General features: G+C 70.1%; 26 protein-coding genes. 18 read left to right on the forward strand and 8 right to left on the reverse strand.

The annotated features are described in order from the left end of the window. Nucleotides 1-93: 93 nt before the first annotated feature. The 3 genes from purB to BOSE127_RS10830 are packed head-to-tail and all read right to left on the reverse strand — an operon-like array spanning nt 94 to nt 2434. A complete protein-coding gene (gene purB / locus BOSE127_RS10820) occupies nt 94-1479 on the reverse strand; it encodes an adenylosuccinate lyase (RefSeq protein ID WP_159557172.1) in 1386 nt (461 codons plus the stop codon). Continuing rightward, a complete protein-coding gene (locus tag BOSE127_RS10825) occupies nt 1476-1988 on the reverse strand; it encodes a low molecular weight protein-tyrosine-phosphatase (protein WP_017886476.1) in 513 nt (170 codons plus the stop codon). Before BOSE127_RS10825 ends, purB begins: the two co-directional genes overlap by 4 nt. A 47-nt stretch (nt 1989-2035) precedes the next feature. Then, nucleotides 2036-2434, reverse strand: a complete 399-nt coding sequence (locus BOSE127_RS10830; RefSeq protein ID WP_017886475.1) for a phage holin family protein — start codon at nt 2432-2434, stop codon at nt 2036-2038. A 50-nt stretch (nt 2435-2484) separates the two neighbouring features. On the opposite strand from BOSE127_RS10830, the gene BOSE127_RS10835 reads away from it, so the two are divergent. The 5 genes from BOSE127_RS10835 (at nt 2485) to BOSE127_RS10855 (ending at nt 8185) form a co-directional block, all read left to right on the forward strand. Beyond that, nucleotides 2485-3564, forward strand: coding sequence for a histidinol-phosphate transaminase (locus BOSE127_RS10835; protein ID WP_017886474.1), 1080 nt, complete (start codon nt 2485-2487; stop codon nt 3562-3564). Nucleotides 3565-3587: 23 nt separating this feature from the next. Beyond that, entirely contained in the window at nt 3588-4724 is a 1137-nt protein-coding gene (locus tag BOSE127_RS10840) for a thiamine pyrophosphate-dependent dehydrogenase E1 component subunit alpha (RefSeq protein WP_042538360.1), read from the forward strand. An 86-nt stretch (nt 4725-4810) separates the two neighbouring features. After that, nucleotides 4811-5770 carry an alpha-ketoacid dehydrogenase subunit beta gene (locus BOSE127_RS10845; RefSeq protein ID WP_031259385.1) on the forward strand — a complete coding sequence of 320 codons (960 nt, stop codon included), beginning with the start codon at nt 4811-4813 and terminating at the stop codon, nt 5768-5770. A gap of 57 nt (nt 5771-5827) precedes the next feature. Then, nucleotides 5828-7444: a dihydrolipoamide acetyltransferase family protein gene (locus tag BOSE127_RS10850; RefSeq protein ID WP_159557174.1), complete on the forward strand. Its 1617-nt coding sequence runs from the start codon at nt 5828-5830 to the stop codon at nt 7442-7444. A 159-nt stretch (nt 7445-7603) separates the two neighbouring features. Continuing rightward, the gene (locus BOSE127_RS10855; RefSeq protein ID WP_056069697.1) at nt 7604-8185 is read left to right on the forward strand and encodes a GNAT family N-acetyltransferase; all 582 of its coding nucleotides are present in this window, start codon (nt 7604-7606) and stop codon (nt 8183-8185) included. Nucleotides 8186-8189: 4 nt separating this feature from the next. Here BOSE127_RS10855 and BOSE127_RS10860 read toward each other — a convergent pair whose 3' ends face one another. The 3 genes from BOSE127_RS10860 to BOSE127_RS10870 all read right to left on the reverse strand — a co-directional run bounded on the left by BOSE127_RS10860 (nt 8190) and on the right by BOSE127_RS10870 (nt 11308). Beyond that, nucleotides 8190-8828, reverse strand: a complete 639-nt coding sequence (locus BOSE127_RS10860) for an ABC transporter ATP-binding protein (RefSeq protein WP_017886469.1) — start codon at nt 8826-8828, stop codon at nt 8190-8192. Then, entirely contained in the window at nt 8825-10852 is a 2028-nt protein-coding gene (locus BOSE127_RS10865; RefSeq protein WP_017886468.1) for a hypothetical protein, read from the reverse strand. Before BOSE127_RS10865 ends, BOSE127_RS10860 begins: the two co-directional genes overlap by 4 nt. A gap of 63 nt (nt 10853-10915) precedes the next feature. After that, nucleotides 10916-11308: a lactococcin 972 family bacteriocin gene (locus tag BOSE127_RS10870; protein ID WP_159557176.1), complete on the reverse strand. Its 393-nt coding sequence runs from the start codon at nt 11306-11308 to the stop codon at nt 10916-10918. A gap of 207 nt (nt 11309-11515) precedes the next feature. Here BOSE127_RS10870 and BOSE127_RS10875 point away from each other — a divergent pair, with 207 nt between their 5' ends. After that, the gene (locus BOSE127_RS10875; protein WP_017886466.1) at nt 11516-12250 is read left to right on the forward strand and encodes a GntR family transcriptional regulator; all 735 of its coding nucleotides are present in this window, start codon (nt 11516-11518) and stop codon (nt 12248-12250) included. Between the two features lie 76 nt (nt 12251-12326). On the opposite strand, the gene BOSE127_RS10880 is transcribed toward BOSE127_RS10875, so the two are convergent. After that, nucleotides 12327-12779, reverse strand: coding sequence for a PTS sugar transporter subunit IIA (locus BOSE127_RS10880; protein WP_017886465.1), 453 nt, complete (start codon nt 12777-12779; stop codon nt 12327-12329). Continuing rightward, nucleotides 12776-13012: a PTS transporter subunit EIIB gene (locus BOSE127_RS10885; protein WP_017886464.1), complete on the reverse strand. Its 237-nt coding sequence runs from the start codon at nt 13010-13012 to the stop codon at nt 12776-12778. The genes BOSE127_RS10880 and BOSE127_RS10885 overlap by 4 nt, the downstream gene beginning before the upstream one ends. Nucleotides 13013-13190: 178 nt before the next feature. Here BOSE127_RS10885 and BOSE127_RS10890 point away from each other — a divergent pair, with 178 nt between their 5' ends. The 12 genes from BOSE127_RS10890 (at nt 13191) to BOSE127_RS10945 (ending at nt 23703) form a co-directional block, all read left to right on the forward strand. Beyond that, a complete protein-coding gene (locus BOSE127_RS10890; RefSeq protein WP_017886463.1) occupies nt 13191-14459 on the forward strand; it encodes a PTS transporter subunit EIIC in 1269 nt (422 codons plus the stop codon). Nucleotides 14460-14587: 128 nt separating this feature from the next. Next, nucleotides 14588-15502, forward strand: a complete 915-nt coding sequence (locus BOSE127_RS10895; protein WP_159557178.1) for a metal ABC transporter solute-binding protein, Zn/Mn family — start codon at nt 14588-14590, stop codon at nt 15500-15502. A gap of 47 nt (nt 15503-15549) precedes the next feature. Next, nucleotides 15550-16395 (forward strand): metal ABC transporter ATP-binding protein, encoded by an 846-nt coding sequence (locus BOSE127_RS10900; RefSeq protein WP_042538396.1) that lies wholly within the window; start codon nt 15550-15552, stop codon nt 16393-16395. Next, nucleotides 16395-17333, forward strand: a complete 939-nt coding sequence (locus tag BOSE127_RS10905) for a metal ABC transporter permease (protein ID WP_017886460.1) — start codon at nt 16395-16397, stop codon at nt 17331-17333. Before BOSE127_RS10900 ends, BOSE127_RS10905 begins: the two co-directional genes overlap by 1 nt. Beyond that, the gene (locus tag BOSE127_RS10910; RefSeq protein WP_017886459.1) at nt 17330-17755 is read left to right on the forward strand and encodes a Fur family transcriptional regulator; all 426 of its coding nucleotides are present in this window, start codon (nt 17330-17332) and stop codon (nt 17753-17755) included. Before BOSE127_RS10905 ends, BOSE127_RS10910 begins: the two co-directional genes overlap by 4 nt. Nucleotides 17756-17765: 10 nt before the next feature. Then, the gene (locus BOSE127_RS10915) at nt 17766-18461 is read left to right on the forward strand and encodes an alpha/beta fold hydrolase (RefSeq protein WP_159557180.1); all 696 of its coding nucleotides are present in this window, start codon (nt 17766-17768) and stop codon (nt 18459-18461) included. A 363-nt stretch (nt 18462-18824) separates the two neighbouring features. Continuing rightward, nucleotides 18825-19061 carry a 50S ribosomal protein L28 gene (rpmB, locus tag BOSE127_RS10920; RefSeq protein ID WP_027464952.1) on the forward strand — a complete coding sequence of 79 codons (237 nt, stop codon included), beginning with the start codon at nt 18825-18827 and terminating at the stop codon, nt 19059-19061. Further along, nucleotides 19061-19231 (forward strand): 50S ribosomal protein L33, encoded by a 171-nt coding sequence (rpmG, locus tag BOSE127_RS10925; RefSeq protein WP_017886456.1) that lies wholly within the window; start codon nt 19061-19063, stop codon nt 19229-19231. The genes rpmB and rpmG overlap by 1 nt, the downstream gene beginning before the upstream one ends. 2 nt (nt 19232-19233) lie before the next feature. After that, nucleotides 19234-19539 carry a 30S ribosomal protein S14 gene (gene rpsN, locus BOSE127_RS10930; protein WP_017886455.1) on the forward strand — a complete coding sequence of 102 codons (306 nt, stop codon included), beginning with the start codon at nt 19234-19236 and terminating at the stop codon, nt 19537-19539. Between the two features lie 290 nt (nt 19540-19829). Further along, complete coding sequence (locus BOSE127_RS10935) at nt 19830-20117, forward strand: HU family DNA-binding protein (protein WP_017886454.1); 288 nt, start codon at nt 19830-19832, stop codon at nt 20115-20117. A 143-nt stretch (nt 20118-20260) separates the two neighbouring features. Next, complete coding sequence (locus BOSE127_RS10940; RefSeq protein WP_159557182.1) at nt 20261-22372, forward strand: cytochrome c oxidase assembly protein; 2112 nt, start codon at nt 20261-20263, stop codon at nt 22370-22372. Further along, entirely contained in the window at nt 22369-23703 is a 1335-nt protein-coding gene (locus BOSE127_RS10945) for an ATP-dependent DNA helicase (RefSeq protein WP_042538372.1), read from the forward strand. Before BOSE127_RS10940 ends, BOSE127_RS10945 begins: the two co-directional genes overlap by 4 nt. Nucleotides 23704-23870: the final 167 nt, after the last annotated feature.

A 23870-nucleotide genomic window follows, 5' to 3' on the forward strand; every position in this document is an offset into this window, starting at 1 on the left:
CCACTGCGACGCCCCCCGTGCTGAGATGTACTCAGCAGCTCCAACCTATCGAACCGCTCAGGTTTCCGCATCCCCCAGCTCGCGCCGCCGCGCTCAGACGTCGAGGTGGTCGACCAGCTCGTCCGCCAGGCCCGTGTAGGTCGCCGGCGTCAGGTTGGTCAGCCGGGCCTTCGCGCCGTCCGAGATGTCCAGGCGGTTCACGAAGACGATCAGGTCCTGCTGGCTCACCCGCTTGCCCCGCGTGAGCTCCTTGAGCATCGCGTAGGGGTCCTCGATGTTCGACTGTCCGGCGGTGACCTCGGCGCGGATGACCGTCTGGATGGCCTCGGCGAGGACCTCCCAGTTGTGGTCGAGGTCGTCGGCGAGCTTGGCCTCGTTCACGGCGATCTCGCCCAGACCACGGCGCAGGTTGTCGAGCGCGAGCAGCGAGTGCCCGAACGCGACGCCGATGTTCCGCTGCGTCGTGGAGTCGGTCAGGTCGCGCTGCAGGCGGCTCGTCACGAGCGTCTCGGACAGCGTCGAGAAGATCGCCGACGAGATCTCGAGGTTCGCCTCGGCGTTCTCGAACTTGATCGGGTTGATCTTGTGCGGCATGGTCGACGACCCGGTGGCACCCGCGACGGGGATCTGCGTGAAGTACCCCATCGAGATGTAGGTCCACACGTCGGTCGCCAGGTTGTGCAGGATCCGGTTGGCGTGACGCACCCGGTCGTACAGCTCGGCCTGCCAGTCGTGCGACTCGATCTGCGTGGTGAGCGGGTTCCACGTCAGGCCGAGGCCCTCGACGAACTCGCGGGACAGGGCGGGCCAGTCGGCCTCGGGGTCCGCGGCGAGGTGCGCGGAGAAGGTGCCGGTCGCGCCGGAGAACTTGCCGAGGTACTCGCCGCCCTCGATCTGGGCGAGCACGCGCTCGAGCCGGTAGACGACGACCGCGAGCTCCTTACCGAGCGTCGTGGGGGTCGCCGGCTGGCCGTGCGTGTGCGAGAGCATCGGCACGCTCCGCAGCTCGACGGCGAGCGTCCGGAGCTTCTCGAGCACGGCCTGGAAGCCGGGGAGCCAGACCTGCTCGACGGTGTCCCGCACGGTGAGCGCGTAGGACAGGTTGTTGACGTCCTCGCTCGTGGCGGCGAAGTGGGTGAGCTCGGCGATCGCGTCGAGCCCGAGCTCGGACAGTCGGCGGCGCACGAAGTACTCGACGGCCTTCACGTCGTGACGGGTCGTCGCCTCGATCTCGGCGAGCTCCGCGATCTGGTCCTGGCCGAAGGTCTCGACGATCCGACGGAGTGCCGCCTTGTCGTCGACGCTGAGCGGCGACGTGGTGAACATGGCGTGGTCGGTCAGGAAGATGAGCCACTCGACCTCGACCACGATGCGCGCGCGGTTGAGGCCGGCCTCGGAGAGGTGCTCGCCCACCGTGTGCACGATCGGGTAGTAGCGCCCGTCGAGCGGGCTGATCGGCTGCGGGGGAAGGGGGGTCATGGGGCTCCCTGACGGACTGCCGGCTCGAGCTGGTGGAAGAGCGCCCGGCAGGCCCGTTCGACGGTCGAGAGCACTCGGTCGAACTCGTGCCGGTCCGCGTAGTACGGGTCCGGCACGTCGGCTTGCTGGGGCCAGGCGGCGTCGTACCGCAACAGGAGCGTCACCTTGGCGGAGTCGTCCATGGTCGGGGCCCACGAACGCAGGATGCGCTCGTGGGAGCGGTCGAGTGCGACCACCAGGTCGAGGTCCGGGAACCGGTCCGGGTCGAACTGACGGGCGCGATGCCTGCTGCCATCGTATCCGCGCGCCGCCAGCGCTGCGATCGTGCGCTCGTCGGCGGGTTCACCCACGTGCCAGTCACCCGTGCCGGCCGACTCCACCTGGAAACGGTCGGCGAGACCGGCGTCGGCGGCGATCTGCGCGAACACGACACCGGCCATGGGGGAGCGGCAGATGTTGCCGCTGCAGACGAACGAGACGCGGAACGGGGCGTCGACGTCCTGGGTCATGAGCACATCATGACGCAGGGCGGGGTCCTCCGCGAGGTCCGCCGACCTCACGCCCGCTGGCGGTTGAGCACCGGCCGGGCGAAGAGCCCGATCAGCCAGGCGAAGACCGCGAGCACGAAGGCACCGACGATGCCCCAGCCGAAGGAGTCGACCTCGAGCCCGAAGCCGAACGCCTCCGAGATGCCGGCGACGATGAGCAACAGGATCGCGTTGACGACGAACGAGATGAGCCCGAGCGTCAGGATGTAGATCGGGAAGGCCACGATCCGGATCAGCGTGCCGATCACGGCGTTCACGAGGCCGAACACGAACGCCACGAGCAGGAAGGTGAGCACGGTCGCGGTGGTCCCGCCGTCACCGAAGGGCGTCACGGAGACGCCGCTGACGATCAGCGTGGTGAGCCAGAGCGCGAGGGCGTTGACGACGAGGCGGACGAGGAATCGCATGCGTCCATGATGCCCTCCGCCACCCGCGCACGGGCCGGTAGCCTGAACCCGTGACCGAGCAGCGTGTGCACATCCGGCCCGAGGTGGCCGTCCTCCCCGCCTACAAGCAGGGACGTCAGGCGTCCGACTCCGCCTTCAAGCTGTCGAGCAACGAGAACCCGTTCCCGCCGCTCCCCGGGGTCGTCCAGGCCGTGCAGGCCCAGACGTCGTTCAACCGCTACCCCGACGCCACGGCCCTCGCCCTGCGCGCCGTGCTGGCCAACCGCTTCGGGCTGACCGCCGAGCAGGTGCACGTCGCCCCGGGCAGTGTGGCGATCCTGCACGAGCTCGCCCGCGCCACCTCGGGCCCCGGTGACGAGATCGTCTACGCCTGGCGTTCGTTCGAGGCCTACCCGGGGGTCGTCACGGTCGCCGGTGCCACGAGCGTGCAGGTGCCGAACCGTGCCGACGGCGGGCACGACCTGGACGCGATGGCCGCTGCCGTCACCGAGCGCACCCGCATGGTGCTCGTCTGCTCACCGAACAACCCGACGGGGCCGATCGTGACCGCCGCGGAGTTCGACGCGTTCATGGCAGCGGTGCCGCAGTCGGTGCTGATCGTGCTCGACGAGGCATACGCCGAGTTCGTGACCGACGAGGCAGCGGTCCACGGCCACCCGCTGCTCGCCGCGCACCCCAACCTCGTGGTCCTCCGCACCTTCTCGAAGGCGTACGGGCTGGCCGGCCTCCGGGTGGGCTACGCGCTCGGTCCGGACTACGTCCTCGACGCCGTCCGTGCCTGCGCCATCCCACTGTCCGTGACCGCCCAGGGCCAGGCTGCAGCGCTCGCCAGCCTGGAACGCGAGGCCGAACTGCTCGAACGCGTGACCGAGATCGCGGCGCTGCGCGACCGGATCGTCGCCGAGCTCCGGGCCCAGGGTTGGGACGTCCCCGACGCCCAGGGCAACTTCCTCTGGCTGCCGACGGGGGACCGCACGGCAACCGCCGCGGCCGCGTTCGAGGACGCCGGGATCATCGTCCGGGCCTTCCCGCCGGAGGGCATCCGCATCTCGATCGGCGAGCACGAAGCTGTGGGAACGCTCCTCGAAACAGCCCGCTCACTTGTGGGGGACCTCCAGGTGGCCGACTAGTGCCTGGCGCTACGCTGGCCCGCATGTCATTCCGCGCCGCGGCTCCCGCGACGACCACCGTCCGGCTCCTCGACCCCCAGGGTCGGTTCGTGGAGACCGACGAGAACGCCGAGTTCGCCGCCGCCGCGCGAGCGATCCCGGACGAGACCCTGCTGGCGATGCACCGCCGCATGGTGCTCACCCGTCGGTTCGACCACGCCGGCCACAACCTGCAGCGCACCGGCCAGCTCGGCCTGTGGGTGCCCAGCCACGGGCAGGAAGCTGCGCAGACCGGCTCCGCCTTCGCCCTTCGCGCCCAGGACCACGTGTTCCCGTCGTACCGCGAGCACGCCGTCACCATGCACCGCGGCGTCGAGCCGATGGAGATCATCGCGATGTACCGCGGGCAGACCCACGGCGGGTGGGACCCGGACCAGCGCGGCAACACGCACATCTCCACCCTGGTGATCGGCTCGCAGACCCTGCACGCCACCGGGTACGCGCTCGGCCAGAAGCTCGACGGCGATGTCGGCACGGGCGACCCGGACCGCGACGCCTGCTCGATCGTCTACTTCGGCGACGGCGCCACCAGCCAGGGCGACGTGAACGAGGCCTTCGTGTTCTCCGCGTCGACCAAGGCGCCGGTCGTCTTCTTCCTGCAGAACAACCACTGGGCCATCTCGGTGCCGGTGTCGGTGCAGTCCCCGACGCCGCTCGTCGACCGCCCGCGCGGCTTCGGGATCCCGAGTGTCCTGATCGACGGCAACGACATCCTCGCCTCGTACACGGCGTCCGTCGTCGCGACCGAGCACGCCCGCAGCGGCCAGGGCCCGGCCTTCATCGAGGCCGACACCTACCGCATCGGTGCGCACACCAGCTCGGACGACCCGAGCCGCTACCGCGCCGACGGGGAGCTCGAGGAATGGGTCCTCCGCGACCCGATCGTCCGGTCCGAGGCGTACCTGCGCTCGAAGGGTGCGACGGACGAGCAGTTCGCCGCATTCGACGCAGAGGGCGAGGACATCGCCGCCGACGTCCGACGCCGCACCGTCGCCCTGACCGCACCGTCCGTCGACGTCATGTTCGACAACGTGTACCGCGAACCGCACCCGCGGATCGCCGAGCAGAAGGCCTGGCTCGCCCAGTACGAGGCCGGCTTCGAAGGGGGCGCCCACGCATGAGCACCACCGAGCAGCTCTTCGACTACACCCTGCGCTCCCACCCGGGCGCCGGCGAGGTCCCGAGCGACCCCACCCCGACCCTGCCGATGGCCAAGGCCCTGAACGCCGGGCTCGCCGCGGCCATGGAAGCGGACGACAAGGTCCTGCTGATGGGCGAGGACATCGGCCAGCTGGGCGGCGTCTTCCGCATCACCGAGGGCCTGCAGGACCGCTTCGGTGCCGAGCGCGTGCGGGACACCCCGCTCGCCGAGGCCGGCATCATCGGCACCGCGATCGGCCTCGCCCTGCGCGGCTACCGCCCGGTCGTCGAGATCCAGTTCGACGGCTTCGTGTGGCCCGGTTTCGACCAGATCACCTCCCAGCTCGCGAAGATGGCGAACCGCCTGCCGGCGCACATGTCGTTGCCCGTCGTCATCCGTATCCCCTACGGCGGCCACATCGGCGCCGTGGAACACCACCAGGAATCCCCCGAGGCGTACTTCGCGCACACCCCGGGTCTGCGGGTCGTCAGCCCGAGCACCCCGAACGACGCCTACTGGATGATCCAGGAAGCCATCGCGTCGAAGGACCCGGTGGTCTTCCTCGAGCCGAAGTCGCGCTACTGGCCCAAGGGCCAGGTGGACCTCGTCGACGGCCACGTCCCGATGCACACCACCCGCGTCGCCCGCACCGGCACCGAGGTCACCCTCGTCGGCCACGGCGCGATGGTCGCCACCCTGATGCAGGCAGCGGACATCGCCGAGGCCGAGGGCACCAGCTGCGAGGTCATCGACCTCCGCTCGATCTCGCCGATCGACTGGGAGCCGCTGGTCGCCTCGGTCCGCAAGACCGGTCGCCTGGTCATCGCGCAAGAGGCCTCCGGCTTCGTCAGCGTCGGCAGCGAGATCGCCGCGACCGTCGCCGAGCGGGCGTTCTACACGATGCAGGCACCGCCGCTCCGGGTCTCCGGGTTCGACGTGCCGTTCCCGGTCTCGAAGCTCGAGCACCTGCACCTGCCGGATGCGGACCGCATCCTCGAGGCCGTCGACCGCGCCCTCGCCTACTGACCCGTCCGACCGAGGACCCGTCCGACCGAGCTCGACCAGATCCACGAAGGAGCCGTAGTGGCCGCCGCCGAATTCCCCCTGCCCGACGTGGGTGAAGGTCTCACCGAGGCCGAGATCGTGCAGTGGCGCGTCGCGATCGGCGACGAGATCGCCGTCGACCAGGTGCTCGTCGAGATCGAGACCGCGAAGTCGCTGGTCGAGCTGCCGTCGCCGTTCGCCGGCACCGTCACCGGCCTGCTGGTGTCCGAGGGTGACACGGTCGAGGTCGGCAAGCCGATCATCCGCGTCGACTCGGACGCGTCGGTCGCGTCCGGAGCCGCGCTCACGCCCCCTGCCGAGCAGCCCGTCGAGCAGCCTGGAGGCGCGACGCCCGTCGCCCAGACTGCCCCGGTCTCGCCGGTGGTCGCGTCCACCCCTCCGGCCGCCGCCGCCCCGTCGGGCCCGGTCGCGCAGACCCCTCCCGCTCCCGCGGCAGCCGCGGCCCCGGCACCGGTCGCGCCTGCTCCGGCTGCTGCCCCCGCGGCAGCTGCGGCACCCGCGACGCAGGCCCAGCCGGTCGCGGTCGACGCCTCCGTCCACGGGACGGACGAGTCCTCCGGCGCCGTCCTCGTCGGCTACGGCTCGGCGACCTCGTCGCCGTCCCGTCGCAAGCCGGGCGCCCGCCGGGCCGCAGCGCTCGCGGCCGAGGCGAGCCGTGCCTCCAGTGCGGACACCGCGGCGGCGGCCGAAGCCTCCGTCGACCCGGGCGAGGAGCGCACGGCCGAGGCCATCAGCGCTCTCGGGACGGGCTCCGCGCACAAGCAGAGCACCGCGACCAACGTGCTGGCGAAGCCGCCGATCCGGAAGCTCGCGAAGGACCTCGGCGTCGAACTGACCGAGATCGTCGCGACCGGTCTCGCCGGCGAGGTCACCCGCGACGACGTCATCCGGCACGCGAAGCAGGCCAGCGTCTTCCGCAACATCGAGACGCCCGAGTGGGGCGAGGTCCGCAGCGAGACGATCCCGGTCAAGGGCGTCCGCAAGGCCATCGCCACCGCGATGACGACGTCCGCGTTCACGGCACCGCACGTGTCGCTCTTCGTCGACGTCGACGCGACCCACACGATGGAGTTCGTCAAGCGGCTCAAGGCCTCGCCGACGTTCGCCGGCGTCAAGGTCTCGCCGCTGCTCATCGTCGCGAAGGCCGTCATCTGGGCCGTCCGCCGCAACCGCTCGGTGAACTCGACCTGGACCGACCGCGAGATCATCGTCCACCACTTCGTGAACCTCGGCATCGCCGCGGCGACCCCGCGCGGGCTCATCGTGCCGAACATCAAGGACGCGCAGGACATGTCGCTGCTCGAGCTGGCGCAGGCGCTCGAGGAACTCACCCTGACCGCCCGCGACGGCAAGACGACGCCGAAGCAGATGGCGAACGGCACCGTCTCGATCACGAACATCGGCGTGTTCGGCATGGACACCGGCACCCCGATCCTCAACCCGGGCGAGGTCGCGATCGTCGCCATGGGCACGATCAAGCCGAAGCCGTGGGTCGTCGACGGCGAGGTCCGCTCGCGCATGGTGACGACCATCGGTGCCTCGTTCGACCACCGGGTCGTCGACGGTGACGTGGCCTCCCGCTTCGTGCACGACGTCGCTTCGGTGCTCGAGGAGCCCGCGCTCCTGCTCGACTGAGCGCCGGTCAGCGGCTCTCTCGTCGGTCGTTCCGCTTCGTGAGCAGAAATGGTCGGGTTGCTTCGAGCCACTCGACCATTTCTGTTCCCCATCTGCGGGCTTCCGCAAACGTCGCGTGGTGTTCACACGGATGTCGGGGGTCGGCGGCATGATCAGTGCATGGTCCACCAGCTCCTGACCCCCTCGCAGGAGATCCGAACGGATCGCCTCCTGCTCGCCCCGCTGACGCCGGCCGACATCGACGACGTGCACGCGCTCTTCTCGGACGCCCGCACGTGGCAGCACCTGCCCACCGGACGGCACGTGGCGCGGAGCTCGAGTGTGGACATGGTCCAGCGCAAGATCGGCGGTCGTGCGCGGCACGGCCTCGGGTCGTGGGCTGTCCGCAGCGCCTCGGACCACGCCTTCGTCGGCGTCGGGGGGATCGACATGACCGCCGGCGGGGTCTGGAACCTCGGCTACCGCCTGGCGCCGGCCGCCTGGGGGCAGGGTTTCGCGTCCGAGATCGCGCTCGCTGCCGTCCGTGCCGCCGGCGACACCGCTCCCGACGTCCCGGTGACCGGCCGGGTGCTCACGAACAACCCTGCTTCCGCCGCTGTACTGCGTCGAGCTGGGCTGTCGCTGGTGTGGCAGGGGGCTCCCGCCGCGCAGAACCGTGCGGCCGCCGGCGTCGAGGGGCAGGTCTGGACCGATCGGCTGCTCTCCGACGAGCAGTTCGCCTGGCTCGTCGCCAACGCCTGACCCGTCAGCGAGCGGGTCCACTGAGCGTGATGCTCCGTGCGGCGCGCGCTTCGACCGATGACGAGTGTGTCGCGATCAGGACGGCCGCTCCGTCGGCCGCCAGTTCGTCCAGCAGGTCGAGCACCATCGCGGCGTTGCCGTCGTCGAGGGCACTCGTCGGCTCGTCCGCGAGGATGACCGACGGACGCTTCACCAGGAGCCGTGCCATCGCGACGCGCTGCTGCTCGCCGCCGCTGAGCTCGTGGACCCGGTCGGTTCCGCGTCCGGCCAGACCGACACGTTCCAGGGCCTCACCCGTCCGGAGGCCTCGGTGTCTCCGCCGTCCGTCCGGCAGGCGAACCACGTCGACGTTCGACTGGACCGTCATGTCGGGTACCAACCCGAAGTCCTGGAACAGGTACCCGAGGTGGCGCCGCCGGATCAGTCGTGCTCGCCGCTCGTTCGAGCCTGCCGACTCACCGTTGATCCGGATCGTGCCGCCGTCGAGCGCATCGATGTGCCCGACACAGTCGAGCAGCGTCGACTTCCCGCAGCCGCTCGGCCCGACCAAGCCGACGATCTCACCCCGTGCCACATCGAACGTCAGGTCGTGCCACAGTGCATGGCCTCCGCGACGCTTCGACGCGTTCCGTACCTCGATCATCGTGATCCGTTCCCTCGGTTGCGTGCAGTCCTCCGTGCCGTGACGGCCATGACGACGAGGCTGGTGGCGCTCACCGCCGCGAGTGTCACGAGGGCGAGCGCCGCGGCGACTCCGGCCGACTGCACGACCGGGTCGAGTGCCGATCTGAGCCCGCTTCCGTCCGGCCGTTGCGACCACCAGGTGTTGACGACGGCGATGACGGCGATCGATACCAGGCCGGCTTCGATCGTCAACAGGCCAGCATCGGTGCGGACGGGCGAGACGCCACTGGTGAACTTCGCGAACATCGCGCGGCCGTGACGGCGTCGGTGCGCGATCGTGGCGACCATACCGAGCATGACGCTGACGGCGAGGGTGCTGACCAGGGTGCCCGTCCCGATCGCCACGGTCATCGCTGCATGCCGTGCCTGTTCCGCCGCAGACTGACCCACCGCGACGACCGCGCTGAACTCGGTGCGGAGGCCCGATGCGCCGATCGACCGCTCGGCGGCAGCACGGGATGTGAAGACGACGTCTCCGGTCGACAACCACGATCCGAGTTCATCGGCCGAGAAGACGTCGCCCGGTGTGGGGACGACCACGATCACGGCGTCTTCGAGCCACGCGCGCGACGACGCGTCGTCCGGGTACGAGTAGACCTGCTGACGTGCCAGCGTGCCACCGGTGACGTGCTCGAGGAGGGCCGCGGGTGCGTCCCGCAACTGCCATTCGGTCAAGCCCTCGACGAGCCGCTCGCGGGAGAGGCCACTGTCGGCGGGCATCCACACGGCGATCTCCGCGCCGTCGGTGGTGATGCGGGCCCCGTCCTCGGAACGGACGTCCTGCAGGTCGAGGTAGCCCTGGTCGACGACGAGCGCAGGGACCGTGGACTTCCCGCTGCCACTCGACACCTCGACCGCAGCGGCGAGGAACGCATCATGCCGTTCGAGTGCCCCGCCGGCGAAGTCACCGATGCTGTCCCAGTAGGCCTGCTCCTCGACCGGGCGCGGATCCGGGGTGACCCAGAGCTGGACGGTTTCGCCGGCCGCCCGCAGATCCCGTTCAGCCGTCCCCTGTCGTGCGGTGGTCACCGCGCCGGTCAGTTCGAAGACGGCCGCGACGAGCACCAGCAGCGCGGGCACCCGCGCGATCTGTGCGACGAGCAGGAGCGCGCCCGCTGGTCGAGCGCCTCGCAGTGCGCCGACCAACGGCTGTCGGCACGCGACCACCGTGCCCATCGTGTGCGCGACGACGACCGGTACGAGCAGCCCCACGCAGAACGCGGAGATCGCGACGGCGAGGGTCGCCGCCGAAGCGAGCCCGTTGTAGAACCAGAGCCCGATGGCGGCGACGGGTACCCCGATGGCGGTGACGAGCACGGCGGTCCGGAGCTCAGCCAGTTCCTGGATGACGATGGCGGCTGTGGTGTCTCCGTGCAGTCGGCGGACTGCGCTGCGGCGAGGGGCCCCGACGGTCGTCATCAGACAGAGCGCCACGCATCCCGAGACGAGTGCTCCGACCAGGGCCAGGGTCTGATCCAGGCCGTCGGTGACGCCGATGCGTTGCAGGAGCGGCACGCGCTCCACGCTGACCTCGTACCCGGCGTCGGCCAGTGCGCGCACGGTGGCTCGCCGAGCGTCGTCGTCCCCGAATACCGAGTACGAGCCGGTCGGGTCGAACTGGTCGAGTTCCGACATCGGACGGACGGTGGTGACCATCGACCTCGTGAAGTCCTCGTACCCGTCGAGGAGCCAGCCGGCACCGCGGCTCGAAGGCGCGTCGGTGACGAGCGCCACGCGGCGCGTCGTCGGAGCCGCGCGGTCCGCCACCATCCGCGCGATCGTCGCGTGCTCGGCCTCGGCGACCTGCTCGAGTGCGGTCGCGACCCGCTGGTTCGATCCGGTCTCGGCACCGGCGGCAGCGGTCACCACGGACGAGGCGCCCACGATGCCGGCTTCGCTGACCTGCACCAGGCCGACGAAGCCCAGGACGGAAGCCAGGAGGGGTGGGACGAGGTAGGCGAGCGTCACCGAGCGGATGTTCATGGTCCCCCTTGCGGCGAGCGTGAGCCGGAGTGGACGGTCGCTCGGGACCGCCCGCTCCCGGTCTCAGCAGTTGTGGTAGTACGCCTTGTTGCCGCTGCGTGCCTTCGGTGTCATCGCCATCGCGTACCGGCCGCCTGGCACGTTCGTGACGCGCTTCGACTTCTTGCCGACCGCAGTCGCGCCGTGGCACCGCTTCTCGCGGAAGTAGTTCGACCAGGTGTCGTCCTTGCCGACGCCCCACTGCCAGAAGCTCCCGCCCCCGCCGTCGTTGTTGGTACCGATGCCGCTGGTCTCACCGCTTGCACTCCCGCCGGATGCAGCGACGGCCACTCCGCCGGCTTCCGACCCTGATCCCATGACCTCGAACTGCGCAGCTGAGGCCGCCGTCGCAGTGCCCGTGAACAGGCCGACGGTGAGACCGAGGCCGACGAGCATCTTCGTTCTGGACTTGCGCACGACTGTTTCCTCCCATGTGCCCCCCCGATGAGGCTCGACCGATCGTGGCAGCCATGCACAACTGATGTCAAGAATCTGAAATGCATGTGTCACCGAGACCGGGTTGGCTGACGTTGGTCTTCCCGGCCTGACTCGCTACTGTGATGGGGACTGGTCATGTCCGCGCATGACCACCGCCCAGGACCAGCAACGGAGCACGAGGGACGCATGACGAGCCGCATCACCGAGGGTGCCGAACCGAAGCACCAGCAGCTGCGGCGCATCCTGCTCGACCTCGTCACCACGCGGCTGGCTCCCGGTGCTGCGATCCCGTCCGAACGGCAGCTCATCGCCGAGTACGGCGTCTCACGGATCACCGTGCGTGAGGCCCTCGGGCAGCTGGTCAACGAGGGCTACCTGGAGCGCGTCCGTGGCAAGGGCACCTTCGTGGCGCACCGGCCCGTGCAGTCGACGCTGCACCTCGCCTCGTTCACCGAGGAGATGCGGGCGATGGGGCACGAGCCGACCACCGTCGTGCTCGTGCGCGAGGAGCGGGTGCCGCCGGCCGACACTGCGGCGGCCCTGCGGATCGACCCCGACGTGCCGGCCTTCCACGTGAAGCGCCTGCGGATGGCCGACGGTGCGCCGGTCTCGATCGACGACGCCTGGCTCGTGGCCGATGCGTTCCCGGGCCTGCTCGACCACGACCTGTCGGGGTCGGTGTACTCGATCATCGCCACGGAGTACGGCACCCCGATCGACCGCGCGCAGCAGACCGTCGCGGCGAACCCGGCGGCCGACGACGTCGCGACGCTGCTCGGCACGAAGACCGGAGCGCCGGTGCTCGAGTTCGACCGGGTGTCGTACGCGGGGGAGCGGCCCGTGGAGCACACCCGCAGTTGGTACCGCTCGGACCGCTACCGCGTGCAGATGGAGGTCACCGCGACCCCCGCGGTCGCGTAGTCCGCTCAGCAACGCGAAAGCGACTGGGTGCTGCGGGTGTTCCGCAGTACCCAGTCGCTCTGGCGAGGAAGAACGCCTAGACCTCGTACAGGGTGTCGCCGTCGAGCACCGTGGTGCCGACGGTTCCCTGGTCGATGCTGTCCGGCGTCGAACCGAGCACGACGACCGGGCAGATCGGCGAGTACCCGGCAGCCGAGATCACCGAGGGGGTGAACCGGACGACGGGGTCGCCGGCGGTGACGGTGTCGCCCTCGGTCGCGAGGAGCTCGAAGCCCTCGCCGGCGAGCTTCACGGTGTCGATGCCGACGTGCACCAGGACGTCGGCGCCCGCGGCGCCCTGCAGGGCGAACGCGTGCGGGTGCAGCTTCACGATGGTGCCGTCGACGGGGGCCACCGCGGTGACCGCACCCTCGACACCCGTCGGGTCGACCGCGACGCCGGCGCCGACGAGCTGTCCGGCGAACACGGGGTCGGGCACGTCGGCGAGCGCGACGACCGGTCCGCCGAAGGGGGTGCGGACGACGGTCACAGTTCGTCCTGGATGTCCTGCGCGAGGTTGTCGGCGACCGTGCCGACGATGACCTGCCAGCCGGTGCCGCCACCGACGACGGCCTGGGCCCCGGCGGCCTGCAGGGCGGCCTTGTCGACCAGGTCCCCATCCTCGACCTCGACGCGGAGGCGCGTGATGCAGCCCTCGACCTCTTCGATGTTCTCGGCGCCGCCGAGTGCGGCGATGATGTCGGCTGCCTTGATGTCGGCCATCGTTTCCTCCTCGTTAAGGGTTTGCGTCGCTGGTTGACACCGGACCGCTCTCGGATCAGACTACGGAACTGGTCATGACCGGACAGGACCGGACCTGGCGACACCGCCGAGGTTACCTGCGCTGGCTGCACGACTCAACTCACCCCGACAGCTCCACCCAATGACGAGAGGACCTCCGATGAGCGCCACCACTGCCGCGGATGTGCCGGAGAAGAAGAAGCCGAAGAAGCAGTCACGGCTGTTCGCACAAGCCCAGCGCCTCGGACGGAGCCTGCTCCTGCCGATCGCGGTCATGCCCGCCGCGGGCATCCTGCTCCGCATCGGCCAGCCAGACCTCCTCGGGGCGATCCCCGGCTTCGGCAAGTGGGCCGGGGTCATCTCGGCTGCTGGCAACGGTGTCTTCAACTGGCTGCCGTTGCTCTTCGCGGTGGGCATCGCGATCGGCTGGGCGAAGAAGTCGGACGGCACCACCGCCCTCGCCGCGGTCGTCGGCTACATGGTCATGTTCGAGGTCTGGAAGGTGATGTCGCCGATCGTCCTCGACGGCGTGAAGGACGCCAACGGCGACCAGGCGATGATCAACTTCGGGGTGCTCGGCGGCATCGTGATGGGGCTCGTCTCCGCGGTCATGTGGGAGAAGTTCCACCGTACGAAGATGCCCGACTTCCTCGGGTTCTTCTCGGGCCGTCGCCTCGTCCCCATCCTCACCGCGGTCGCGGGTCTCGTCATCGCCGTCGCGATGTCGTTCGTCTACCGCTACTTCGACATCGCGCTGACCGCGGCGGGGACGGCCGTGGCCGACAACGCCGTCATCGGCGGCGGCATCTTCGGCTTCGTGAACCGCATGCTCATCCCGATCGGGCTGCACCAGCTGCTCAACTTCTTCCCGTGGTTCCAGCTCGGCAGCTTCACGGGCGCGGACGGCGTGATCTACCACGGCGACATCGCTCGGTTCCTCAACGGCGACCCGACCGCCGGCATCTTCCAGACCGGCTTCTTCCCGATCATGATGTTCGCGCTGCCCGCCGGTGCCCTGGCGATCTGGCGCAACGCCAAGCCGCAGAACCGCAAGCTCGTCGGCGGCATCATGATCTCCGCCGCACTGACCTCGTTCGTGACGGGCATCACCGAGCCGCTCGAGTACTCGTTCATGTTCGTCGCGTTCCCGCTCTACGTGATCCACGCGGTGCTCACGGGTACGTCCCTCGCCCTGGTGAACGCCCTGGGGATCCACGACGGCTTCTCGTTCTCGGCCGGTGCGATCGACTACGTGCTGAACTTCGGCAAGGCGGACGGTGCGATCTGGCTCATCCCGATCGGCCTCGGCTACGCGGTCGTCTACTACTTCCTGTTCAGTTTCGTGATCAAGAAGTGGAACCTCCGCACGCCCGGGCGTGAAGAGGACACGATCGCCGAGAACACGATCGACGCGGCCACCAAGCCGTAGACGCGAGCGTCTCTGAAACGGGAGGCCCGGTGCCAGCTGGCACCGGGCCTCCCGTCCGTCTCGCGGTCGCGCTGAGAGCCCTCATAGCGGTTTTGACAATCGTTATCAGTAGGCGTTAGCGTCGTGCCATGCACAACCGCCTCCTCGCCCTCCCGCTCGTCGCCGGCGCCGCCGCGCTCGCCCTGACCGGGTGCGCCACCTCATCTGCCTCGGGGGAGGCCACCAGCAGCGACGGCACGATCAACGTCGTCGCCTCCACGAACGTCTACGGCTCGATCGTCAAGAGCATCGGTGGCGACGCCGTCACCGTCACGAGCATCCTGAGTGACCCGTCGCAGGACCCGCACTCCTTCGAGTCGAGTGCCCGCACGCAGCTCTCCGTGTCGAAGGCCGACCTGCTCATCGAGAACGGTGGCGGCTACGACGACTTCATGACGACGCTCGCGAACGCCTCGGACACCAAGGCCGACACGATCAACGTCGTGAAGCTCTCCGGCCTCGACAAGGGCGGGAGTGCCGAGTTCAACGAGCACGTCTTCTACAGCTACCCCACGATGGTGAAGCTGGTCGAGGCGGTCACGAAGGACCTCAGCGCACTCGACGAGAGCGGCAAGGACGCGTTCCAGAAGAACGCCGCCACGCTCACCACCAAGCTCCAGGACCTCGAGTCCCAGACCGACGCCGTCAAGAAGCAGGACGCCGGCGACAAGGTGGCGTACACCGAGCCGGTGCCCGGGTACCTGTTCGGCGCGATGGGCCTCGAGAACGAGACCCCGCCCGCCTTCTCCGAGGCCATCGAGGAAGGCGACGACGTCCCGCCGGCGGCCCTCCGCGACACCCTCGCGCTGTTCACCGGCAAGCGCGTGCAGCTCCTCGCCTACAACAACCAGGCGTCGAGCCCCGAGACCGAACAGGTCCAGAAGGCCGCCGAGCAGAACGACATCCCCGTCGTCGGTGTCACGGAGACGCTCCCCAAGGGGCAGGATTACGTCTCGTGGCAGCAGGCGAACATCGACGCGGTGAAGGCAGCGCTCCAGAAGTGACGACCTCGACCGCAGCAGCGGCGACCCACGGCCCGGCGACCACCTCGGTGGACGACCGGGCTGCGGCTCGTCCGGTCCTCGCGCTCCGCGACGCCGGGTTGTCCTACGGCGCCCGGAAGCTCTGGGCAGGCCTCGACCTCGACCTCGCGCCGGGGGAGTTCGTCGCGGTCCTCGGGCCGAACGGCGCCGGCAAGACCTCACTGCTCCGAACGGTCCTCGGGCAGCAGCGGCTGACGAGCGGGACGATGTCGTTCCTCGGGCAGCCCGTGCACCGCGGCCACCGGAAGATCGGCTACATCCCGCAGCAGCGCCTGATGGAAGCCGGGACACCCCTGCGCGCACGGGACATGGTCGCCCAGGGCGTGACCGGACACCGATGGGGCATCCGGCGGGCCTCGAAGGCCGACCGGGCACGCATCGACCGGGTCCTCGACGAGGTCGGCGCCACCGCGTTCGCGGACGCCCCCGTCGCCGAGCTCTCCGGTGGCGAGCAGCAGCGCACGCGTGTCGGGCAGGCCATCGCCGCCGACCCCGCCCTGCTGCTCTGCGACGAACCCCTCATCTCCCTCGACCTGCGGCACCAGCGCGGGATCACCGAGCTCATCGACCGCGAGCGCCGGCAGCGCCAGGCCGCCGTGCTCTTCGTGACCCACGACGTGAACCCGATCCTCGACGTCGTCGACCGCGTGCTCTACATCGCCGGGGGCCGGTTCCGGATCGGTTCGCCCGACGAGGTCCTGCGCGCCGACGTCCTGAGCGACCTGTACGGCACGCCCGTCGACGTCGTCCGCACCATGGGGCGCATCGTCATCGTCGGGGCGAACGAGGCCCACGAGCACCACCCGGGCGAGGTCGACCCGCACGCCGACCAGCCCGACGACGGGCGGATCTGATGGACCTGCTGTCGACCGTCTTCTCGTTCCAGGACTACGGCCAGCTCCTCGTGCTGGTGCAGAACTCGATCTGGGCCGGCGCGGTGCTCGGCATCGTCGGCGGGCTCATCGGCCCGTTCGTCGTCGCCCGGAACATGCCGTTCGCCGTGCACGGCATCTCGGAGCTCTCGTTCGCCGGAGCCAGTGCGTCGCTGCTGCTCGGGGTGAACGTCGTCTCCGGCTCGCTCGTCGGCTCGGTCGTCGCCGCCCTGCTCATCGGTCTGCTGGGCTCCAGGGCCCGGGAACGCAACTCGATCATCGCCGTCCTCATGCCGTTCGGGCTCGGGCTCGGCATCCTCTGCCTGGCGCTCTACAAGGGCCGTGCCGCGAACAAGTTCGGCTTGCTCACCGGGCAGATCGTCTCGGTCGACAACCCGCAGCTGACGGTCCTGATCGTGGTCGCCGCGATCGTCGTCGCGACGCTGCTCGTCATCTGGCGTCCGCTGATGTTCGCCTCGGTCGACCCCGACGTGGCTGCGGCCGCGGGGATCCCGGTCCGCACCCTGGCGATCGTGTTCATGCTCGTGCTCGGACTGGCCACCGCCGTGTCGGTGCAGATCGTCGGTGCGCTGCTCGTGCTGTCCCTGCTCGTCACCCCGGCCGCCGCGGCGCTGCGCCTCAGCTCGCACCCGGTCGTCGTGCCGGTGCTGTCGACGGTGTTCGCGGTGACGTCGGTCGTCGGTGGCATCCTGCTCGCACTGGGCGGCGGACTGCCGATCAGCCCCTACGTGACGACCATCTCGTTCGCGATCTGGGTGGTCTGCCGGATCATCGGGTCGCGACGCGACAAGCGGGGACGCAACCGTGTCGCCGGCCGGGGCCAGCGTGGCGGGGACGAGCCGGGCCTCCCGGCAGGGACGACGTCGACAGCCGGTCGGAAGGAAGAGGTGCCAGCATGAACGCCGTGCAGAAGACGAAGCGGAACACGTGGCAACGCGAAGCGGTGCGCGGCGCCCTCGACTCCACCGAGGGGTTCGTCAGCGCGCAGGCGCTGCACCAGCACCTGCGGGACGAGGGCTCGACCATCGGCCTGGCCACCGTCTACCGGGCGCTCGCCGACCTGGCGACCGAGGGCGGTGCCGACTCGCTGCAGCAGGACGGCGAATCGCTCTACCGGGCCTGCACGACGGACACGCACCACCACCACCTGATCTGCCGGAACTGCGGTCGGACCGTCGAGATCGAAGCGGACCCGGTGGAGCAGTGGGCGCAGGACGTCGCCGCCGCCAACGGGTTCACCAACGCCAGCCACGTCGTCGACATCTTCGGCGACTGCGCCGTGTGCACGGCCGCCCGCGCGACGGACCCGACCGGCGAGTAACCTGCCCCGCATGCACGTCATCCTGGTCCCGGGGTTCTGGCTCGACGCGAGCGCGTGGGACGACGTCGCCCCGGCGCTCCGCGAAGCCGGGCACTCGGTGCAGGCCGTCACCCGCGACGGTGACACGCTCGACGAACAGGTGGCTGCCCTGGTCGCGATCCTCGACGACGTCGCGTCGGCCGACGAACCCGTCGTCCTGGCCGGGCACTCCGGCGCCGGACCCATCGCGTACATGGCTGCCGACCAGCGCCCGTCGCTCGTCGCGCACCTGCTCTACGTCGACACGTTCCCGGGGCCCGAGGGCGGGTGCGTCAACGACGAGCTGCCCGTGGTCGACGGGGCCGTGCCGCTGCCGTCGTGGGACATCTGGGAGCCCGCCACGGTCCGGGGCATGACGCCCGAGGTGCGGCAGGACGTCGAACACCGGGCGATCCCCGAGCCTGCCTCGGTGCCGTCGGACCGGTTCCACTACGCCGACACCGCACGGCACACGATCCCGGCGACGATCATCACCTGCGAGATCCCCGCCGCCGAGCTGCTCGCGATGGTGGCGGACCACCAGGCCTGGGCGGCCGAGCTCGTCGCGACCGAGGAGCTCTCCATCGTCGGGCTCGAGACCGGCCACTGGCCGATGTTCACGGCGCCGCAGCAGCTCGGTGAGCTCATGGTGCAGGCGCTCGCGCCGAAGCCGACGCAGGCCCCGTAGGGCCGCGGGCCCGGGCGCCGGGCGCACTCGAACGCCGTGGGCGCGACCAACGCGGCCACGTGAGCGGCCCTGTCCAGCCGCAACGGGCCTCCAGGCCTGGAGGCCCGGCTTGCGACACGCCCGGTCGTCGCGTAACGTGGACCCCTGGTTCTCCGCGTCCGCGCGGCGGACCCGTTGTTCCAAGCCCTCCGACCGTCGCGAATGCCGCGGTCGCGCGGTGTCCGGCTCTCCTTCGACAGGGGATGCGGACCTGGGCGGTGCACACAACCCCCTCGCACGGCCACTCCGGTGGCACTGCGCGTGTGCACCAGGCAAGTGAACTTGGGTGCGGCCGTCCGGTCGCACGGTACTCAGGAGGAAACCATGGCAGCAGTGTGCCAGGTGACCGGCGCCGTTCCCGGCTTCGGTCACAACATCTCGCACTCGCACCGCCGGACGAAGCGTCGCTTCGACCCGAACGTGCAGAAGAAGACGTACTACGTGCCGTCGCTTCGTCGTAACGTCACGCTCACGCTCAGCGCGAAGGGCATCAAGGTGATCGACGCACGTGGCATCGAGTCCGTCGTCAAGGATCTCCTTGCCCGTGGGGAGAAGATCTGATGGCGAAAAAGGGTCAGGACATCCGTCCGATCATCAAGCTCCGCTCGACGGCGGGCACCGGGTTCACCTACGTGACCAAGAAGAACCGTCGGAACAACCCCGACCGACTCGTGCTGAAGAAGTACGACCCGGTGATCCGCAAGCACGTCGACTTCCGTGAGGAGCGCTAAGCATGGCGAAGAAGAGCAAGATCGCGAAGAACAACCAGCGTGCCGTCATCATCGCGCGCTACGCCGAGCGTCGTCTCGAGCTGAAGAAGGCCCTCGTGGACCCGAACGGCACCGACGAGTCGCGTGAGGCCGCCCGCGTGGGCCTGCAGAAGCTGCCCCGCGACGCATCGCCCATCCGCTACCGCAACCGTGACGCCATCGACGGCCGCCCCCGCGGCCACCTCGGTGAGTTCGGCATCAGCCGTGTCCGTTTCCGTGACATGGCCCACCGCGGCGAGCTCCCCGGCATCACGAAGAGCTCCTGGTAAGCACTCGCAGTACCCGACGCCCCGTCACCTCCAGGTGGCGGGGCGTTCGCTGTGTACGGGGTACACGCGACCGTTCATTCGTCACATCTGCCCCTCCAGCACCCCTTCGGAGCCCCGACAACCCCGGAAATCCGGGCGAGTCGGCGGTTTTCACCCCCTGCGGCTGGTAGGTTCAACTCCGGTTCCGCCGGGCCCTCGGCCCACTGGCACCGTGGCACGGGGCACCCGCTCCGGGCGCCGGACGACATGTGCGTCCGACCGATACTGCAAGAAGTCCGAGGAGGACATCCATGGCTGACAAGTCACTGAACCGCACCGAGCTCGTCGCTGCCGTCGCCGCTGAGTCCGGCCAGAGCCAGGCCACCGTCAACGGCGTCGTCGACGCGCTCTTCAGCGTCGTCTCGTCGTCCGTCGCCGACGGCACGAAGGTCACGATCCCCGGTTGGATCGCCTTCGAGAAGACGCACCGCGCCGCCCGCACCGGCCGCAACCCGCAGACGGGTGACGCCATCGAGATCGCCGCGAGCGACTCGGTCAAGGTCAGCGCCGGCTCGAAGCTCAAGGCTGCGGTCAAGTAAGACTGCTCCGCACATCGAGAGGGACGGCTTCGGCCGTCCCTTTCGTCGTTCCCGGGGCCGTCACGGCCTGGAGGCCCGTTGCGGTTTGCACAGATCGGCCCGCCCCGTTCGGTGGCCGGGTGGGCACCGCCTAGGCTTGACGGGTGAATCGGATCGCGCGCATCGCCGGTCCCGCCGTGCTCCTGCTCGTCGGGTTCGTGGCGCTGCTCACGGCACTCGTCATCGGCGGGGGAGCGAACCCCGCGCTCATCGCCGACCCCGGGCCCGTCGTCCGCTTCGGGCTGCCGATCGCTCGGCTCGTCGTCGACCTGTCCGCGGCCACGACGATCGGCGGGCTCGCGCTGGCGACCGTCGGGCTGTCGCGTTCCGGACCCGAGTGGAACCGTGCGATCGACGTCGCGGCCGGGGCGAGTGGCATCTGGACGGTCGCGTCGGCCGTCGCCACGTTCTGCACGTTCCTCAGCGTCGCCGGTTCGCGCATCAGCATCGACGAGCAGTTCGGGCAGTCGATGGGGGTCTTCCTCACCGGCACCGAGCTCGGGTTGGCCTGGCTCGTGACCGTCCTCGTCGCCGCGGCCGTCACGGTGCTCTGCTTCGCAGTCCGTTCGCGGGGCATGGTCGCCCTGACCGCCGCGGTCTCGATGATCGGCCTGATCCCGCTCGCGCAGCAGGGGCACGCCGCCGGCACCGCGAGCCACGACGCTGCCGTCACGGCACTGGGGCTGCACCTGGTCGGTGCGGCGCTGTGGGTCGGTGGGCTCGTCATGCTCGTGCTGCTGCGCGGCGTGCTGCCCGGCGACCGGCTGGCCGCGGTCGTGGCCCGGTACTCGAGCATCGCCCTCGGGTGCTTCGTGCTCGTCGCCGTCTCCGGCACCGCGTCGGCGCAGATCCGCGTCGGGGCGCTGTCGAACCTGTTCACCCCGTACGGCACGCTCGTCCTGGTGAAGATCGGCGCGATCGTCGCCATGGGAGTCCTCGGCGCCGTGCAACGTCGTCGGGCCATCCGCGCCCTGACCACCTCGCCCGGTCGGCAGCGGCCCTTCTGGACCCTGATCGTCGTCGAGCTCGCAGTGATGGGCGTCGCCTCGGGCTTCGCGGCGGCACTCGGCCGCACGGCCACCCCCGTCGACCAGATCGCCCTGAGCAAGACCACCGACCCGAGCCCGGCGGAGCTCCTGACCGACGACCTGCTGCCGCACGCACCCGGTGCGTGGGGCTGGCTGACCCAGTGGAACATCGACCTGTTCTGGCTGATGGCCGCCGTGCTGCTCGCCGCGACCTACGTGGCCGGCGTCGGGCGACTGCGGCGGAGCGGCGTGCGGTGGCCGGCACGACGCTCGATCGCCGCAGCCCTGGCGATCGTGTCCCTGGTGGTCGCGACCTCGGGCTCGCTGCACCAGTACGACCGGTTCCTCATCTCGGCCAACGTCGGTGCCCACGTGCTGCTCGGCCTGGTGGTCCCCGCCCTGGTGTGGGCGGCGGCACCCGTCGCGCTCATCCGTGCGGCCGTGCACCCCCGGCACGACGACAGCACAGGGGTGCGCGAGTGGACGGACGTCATCGTCGAGCACCCGTCCGTCCGGTACCTGGCGCAGCCGTTCCCCGCGTTCCTGCTCGCGGCGGCGGTGTGGTGGGCCTTCTTCGCCACCGATGCCGTCCGGTGGTCGGTGAGCGACCCCACCGGTCGCACCGTCAGCGACGCCGTGTTCCTGCTCGTCGGGCTGCTGGCCGTCCCCACGCTCTGCACCCCGGTCCCGGTCGGGCAGCGGCGTCCGACCACGGCTGCCGCGGTCGTCCGGATCGTCGGGGCCGTGGTGATCGCGACGGGCACGGTGTCGCTCGGCATCGCGATGCGCGGCCCGCTCGGGCTGCTGCAGGCCTCGTGGTTCGGCGCGATGGGCCGGACGTGGGGGCCGGGTCCGCTCGTCGACCAGGCCCGGGCCGGCCTCGTGTTGATCGTCGCCGGCACGCTGCTCCTGGTGACCGTCGTCGTGGTGGTGCTCGTGCGGCTCCGGCGAGACGGAGCGGCCCCGGGGGATGCGGCCGCCCCCGCTGCCACTGGCGCTGGCACTGGCACTGGCACTGGCACTGGCACTGGCGCTGCCGTCGCCGCTGGCGATGCTGTCGCCGCCGACGCTCCTGACGCCGGGGCGACCGTGCCCGACGTCCCCGCTGCCCGCGCCGACCAGGACGACCTGGACTTCGACGACGGCAGCGACGACCTCGAACCCTCGCCCGGAGCGGACGCCCGATGAGCATCGAGCTGAGCGACGAACAGCGCGCGGTCTTCGAGTACATCGAGCACACCCGCGACCACGTGTTCATCACCGGCCGGGCCGGCACGGGCAAGTCCACGCTGCTCAACCACCTGTCGTGGAACACCGAGAAGCAGGTCGTCATCTGTGCCCCGACGGGGGTCGCCGCGCTCAACGTCGGCGGCCAGACGATCCACTCGCTGTTCCGGCTGCCGATCGGGCTCATCGCCGACGCCGAGCTGCGGCAGGGCCCGGACACCCGCAAGCTCCTCAACACGATCGACACCCTGGTCATCGACGAGGTCTCGATGGTCAACGCCGACCTGCTCGACGGCATGGACCGATCGCTCCGCAAGGCCCGTGGTCGGCAGCTCGAGCCGTTCGGCGGTGTGCAGGTCGTGATGTTCGGCGACCCGTACCAGCTGCCCCCGGTGCCCGGCGATGCCGATGAGCGCGCCTACTTCACCGACCACTACCGGTCGATGTGGTTCTTCGACGCCAAGGTGTGGCTCGAGGCCGAGCTCAACATCATCGAGCTCGCCACCGTCCACCGGCAGCGCGACGACGCCTTCGCCGCGATGCTCACCGCCGTCCGGCACGGTCGGGTCACCGCGGACATCGCCGAGCAGCTCAACACCGCCGGAGCGCGCCCGGCTCCGGACGACGCCATCACCCTGGCGACCCGCAACGACACCGTGGCGCGGATCAACAAGGCGGCCCTCGAGCGGCTGCCCGGCAAGGTGAAGACCGCCAAGGCCGACGTCAACGGTGACTTCGGCGGACGGAACTTCCCCGCCGACGAAGCCCTCGAGCTGAAGCCCGGCGCGCACGTGATGTTCCTGCGCAACGACGCCGACCAGCGCTGGGTCAACGGCACCCTCGGCATCGTGACCGCCATCCGCGACACCGTGTGGGTCGACGTCGACGGGGAGTCGTTCGAGGTCCAGCCGTCGGTGTGGGAGAAGTTCAAGTACTCGTACGACGCGGACAAGAAGGAACTCAAGAAGGACACGGTCGGGGAGTTCCAGCAGTTCCCCCTCCGGCTCGCCTGGGCCGTGACCATCCACAAGTCCCAGGGCAGCACGTACGACCGTGCCGTGGTCGACCTCGGCAACCGGGTGTTCAGCGCCGGCCAGACCTACGTGGCGTTGTCGCGGCTGACCTCGCTCGAGGGGCTGTTCCTGACGCGCCCGCTCCGCCCGCAGGACATCATCGTGGACCTGGACGTCCGACGCTTCATGTCCGAGGCACCGCGCATCGTCGCCACCGAGCTCGAAGCCCCGAAGGCGAAGCCCGACGCCGACGTTGACGCCGACGCCGACGCGGACTGACCGGAAGCTGACCAGCGCGTCGGACTGACCCGGTCGGTCTTCTGCATCGGCTTCGCGCCGAGGAACGTCGGTGCGGGCATGCCTGCGTGCTTGTCGCACGCTGCCGGGCGGTCACGACTCCCCGTCGGTCCTGCGTCGAGTGGTCACTCGTCGTCGCCTGGACGCTC

This window comes from Curtobacterium sp. 8I-2 (assembly GCF_902506155.1).
Classification (GTDB): domain Bacteria; phylum Actinomycetota; class Actinomycetes; order Actinomycetales; family Microbacteriaceae; genus Curtobacterium; species Curtobacterium poinsettiae.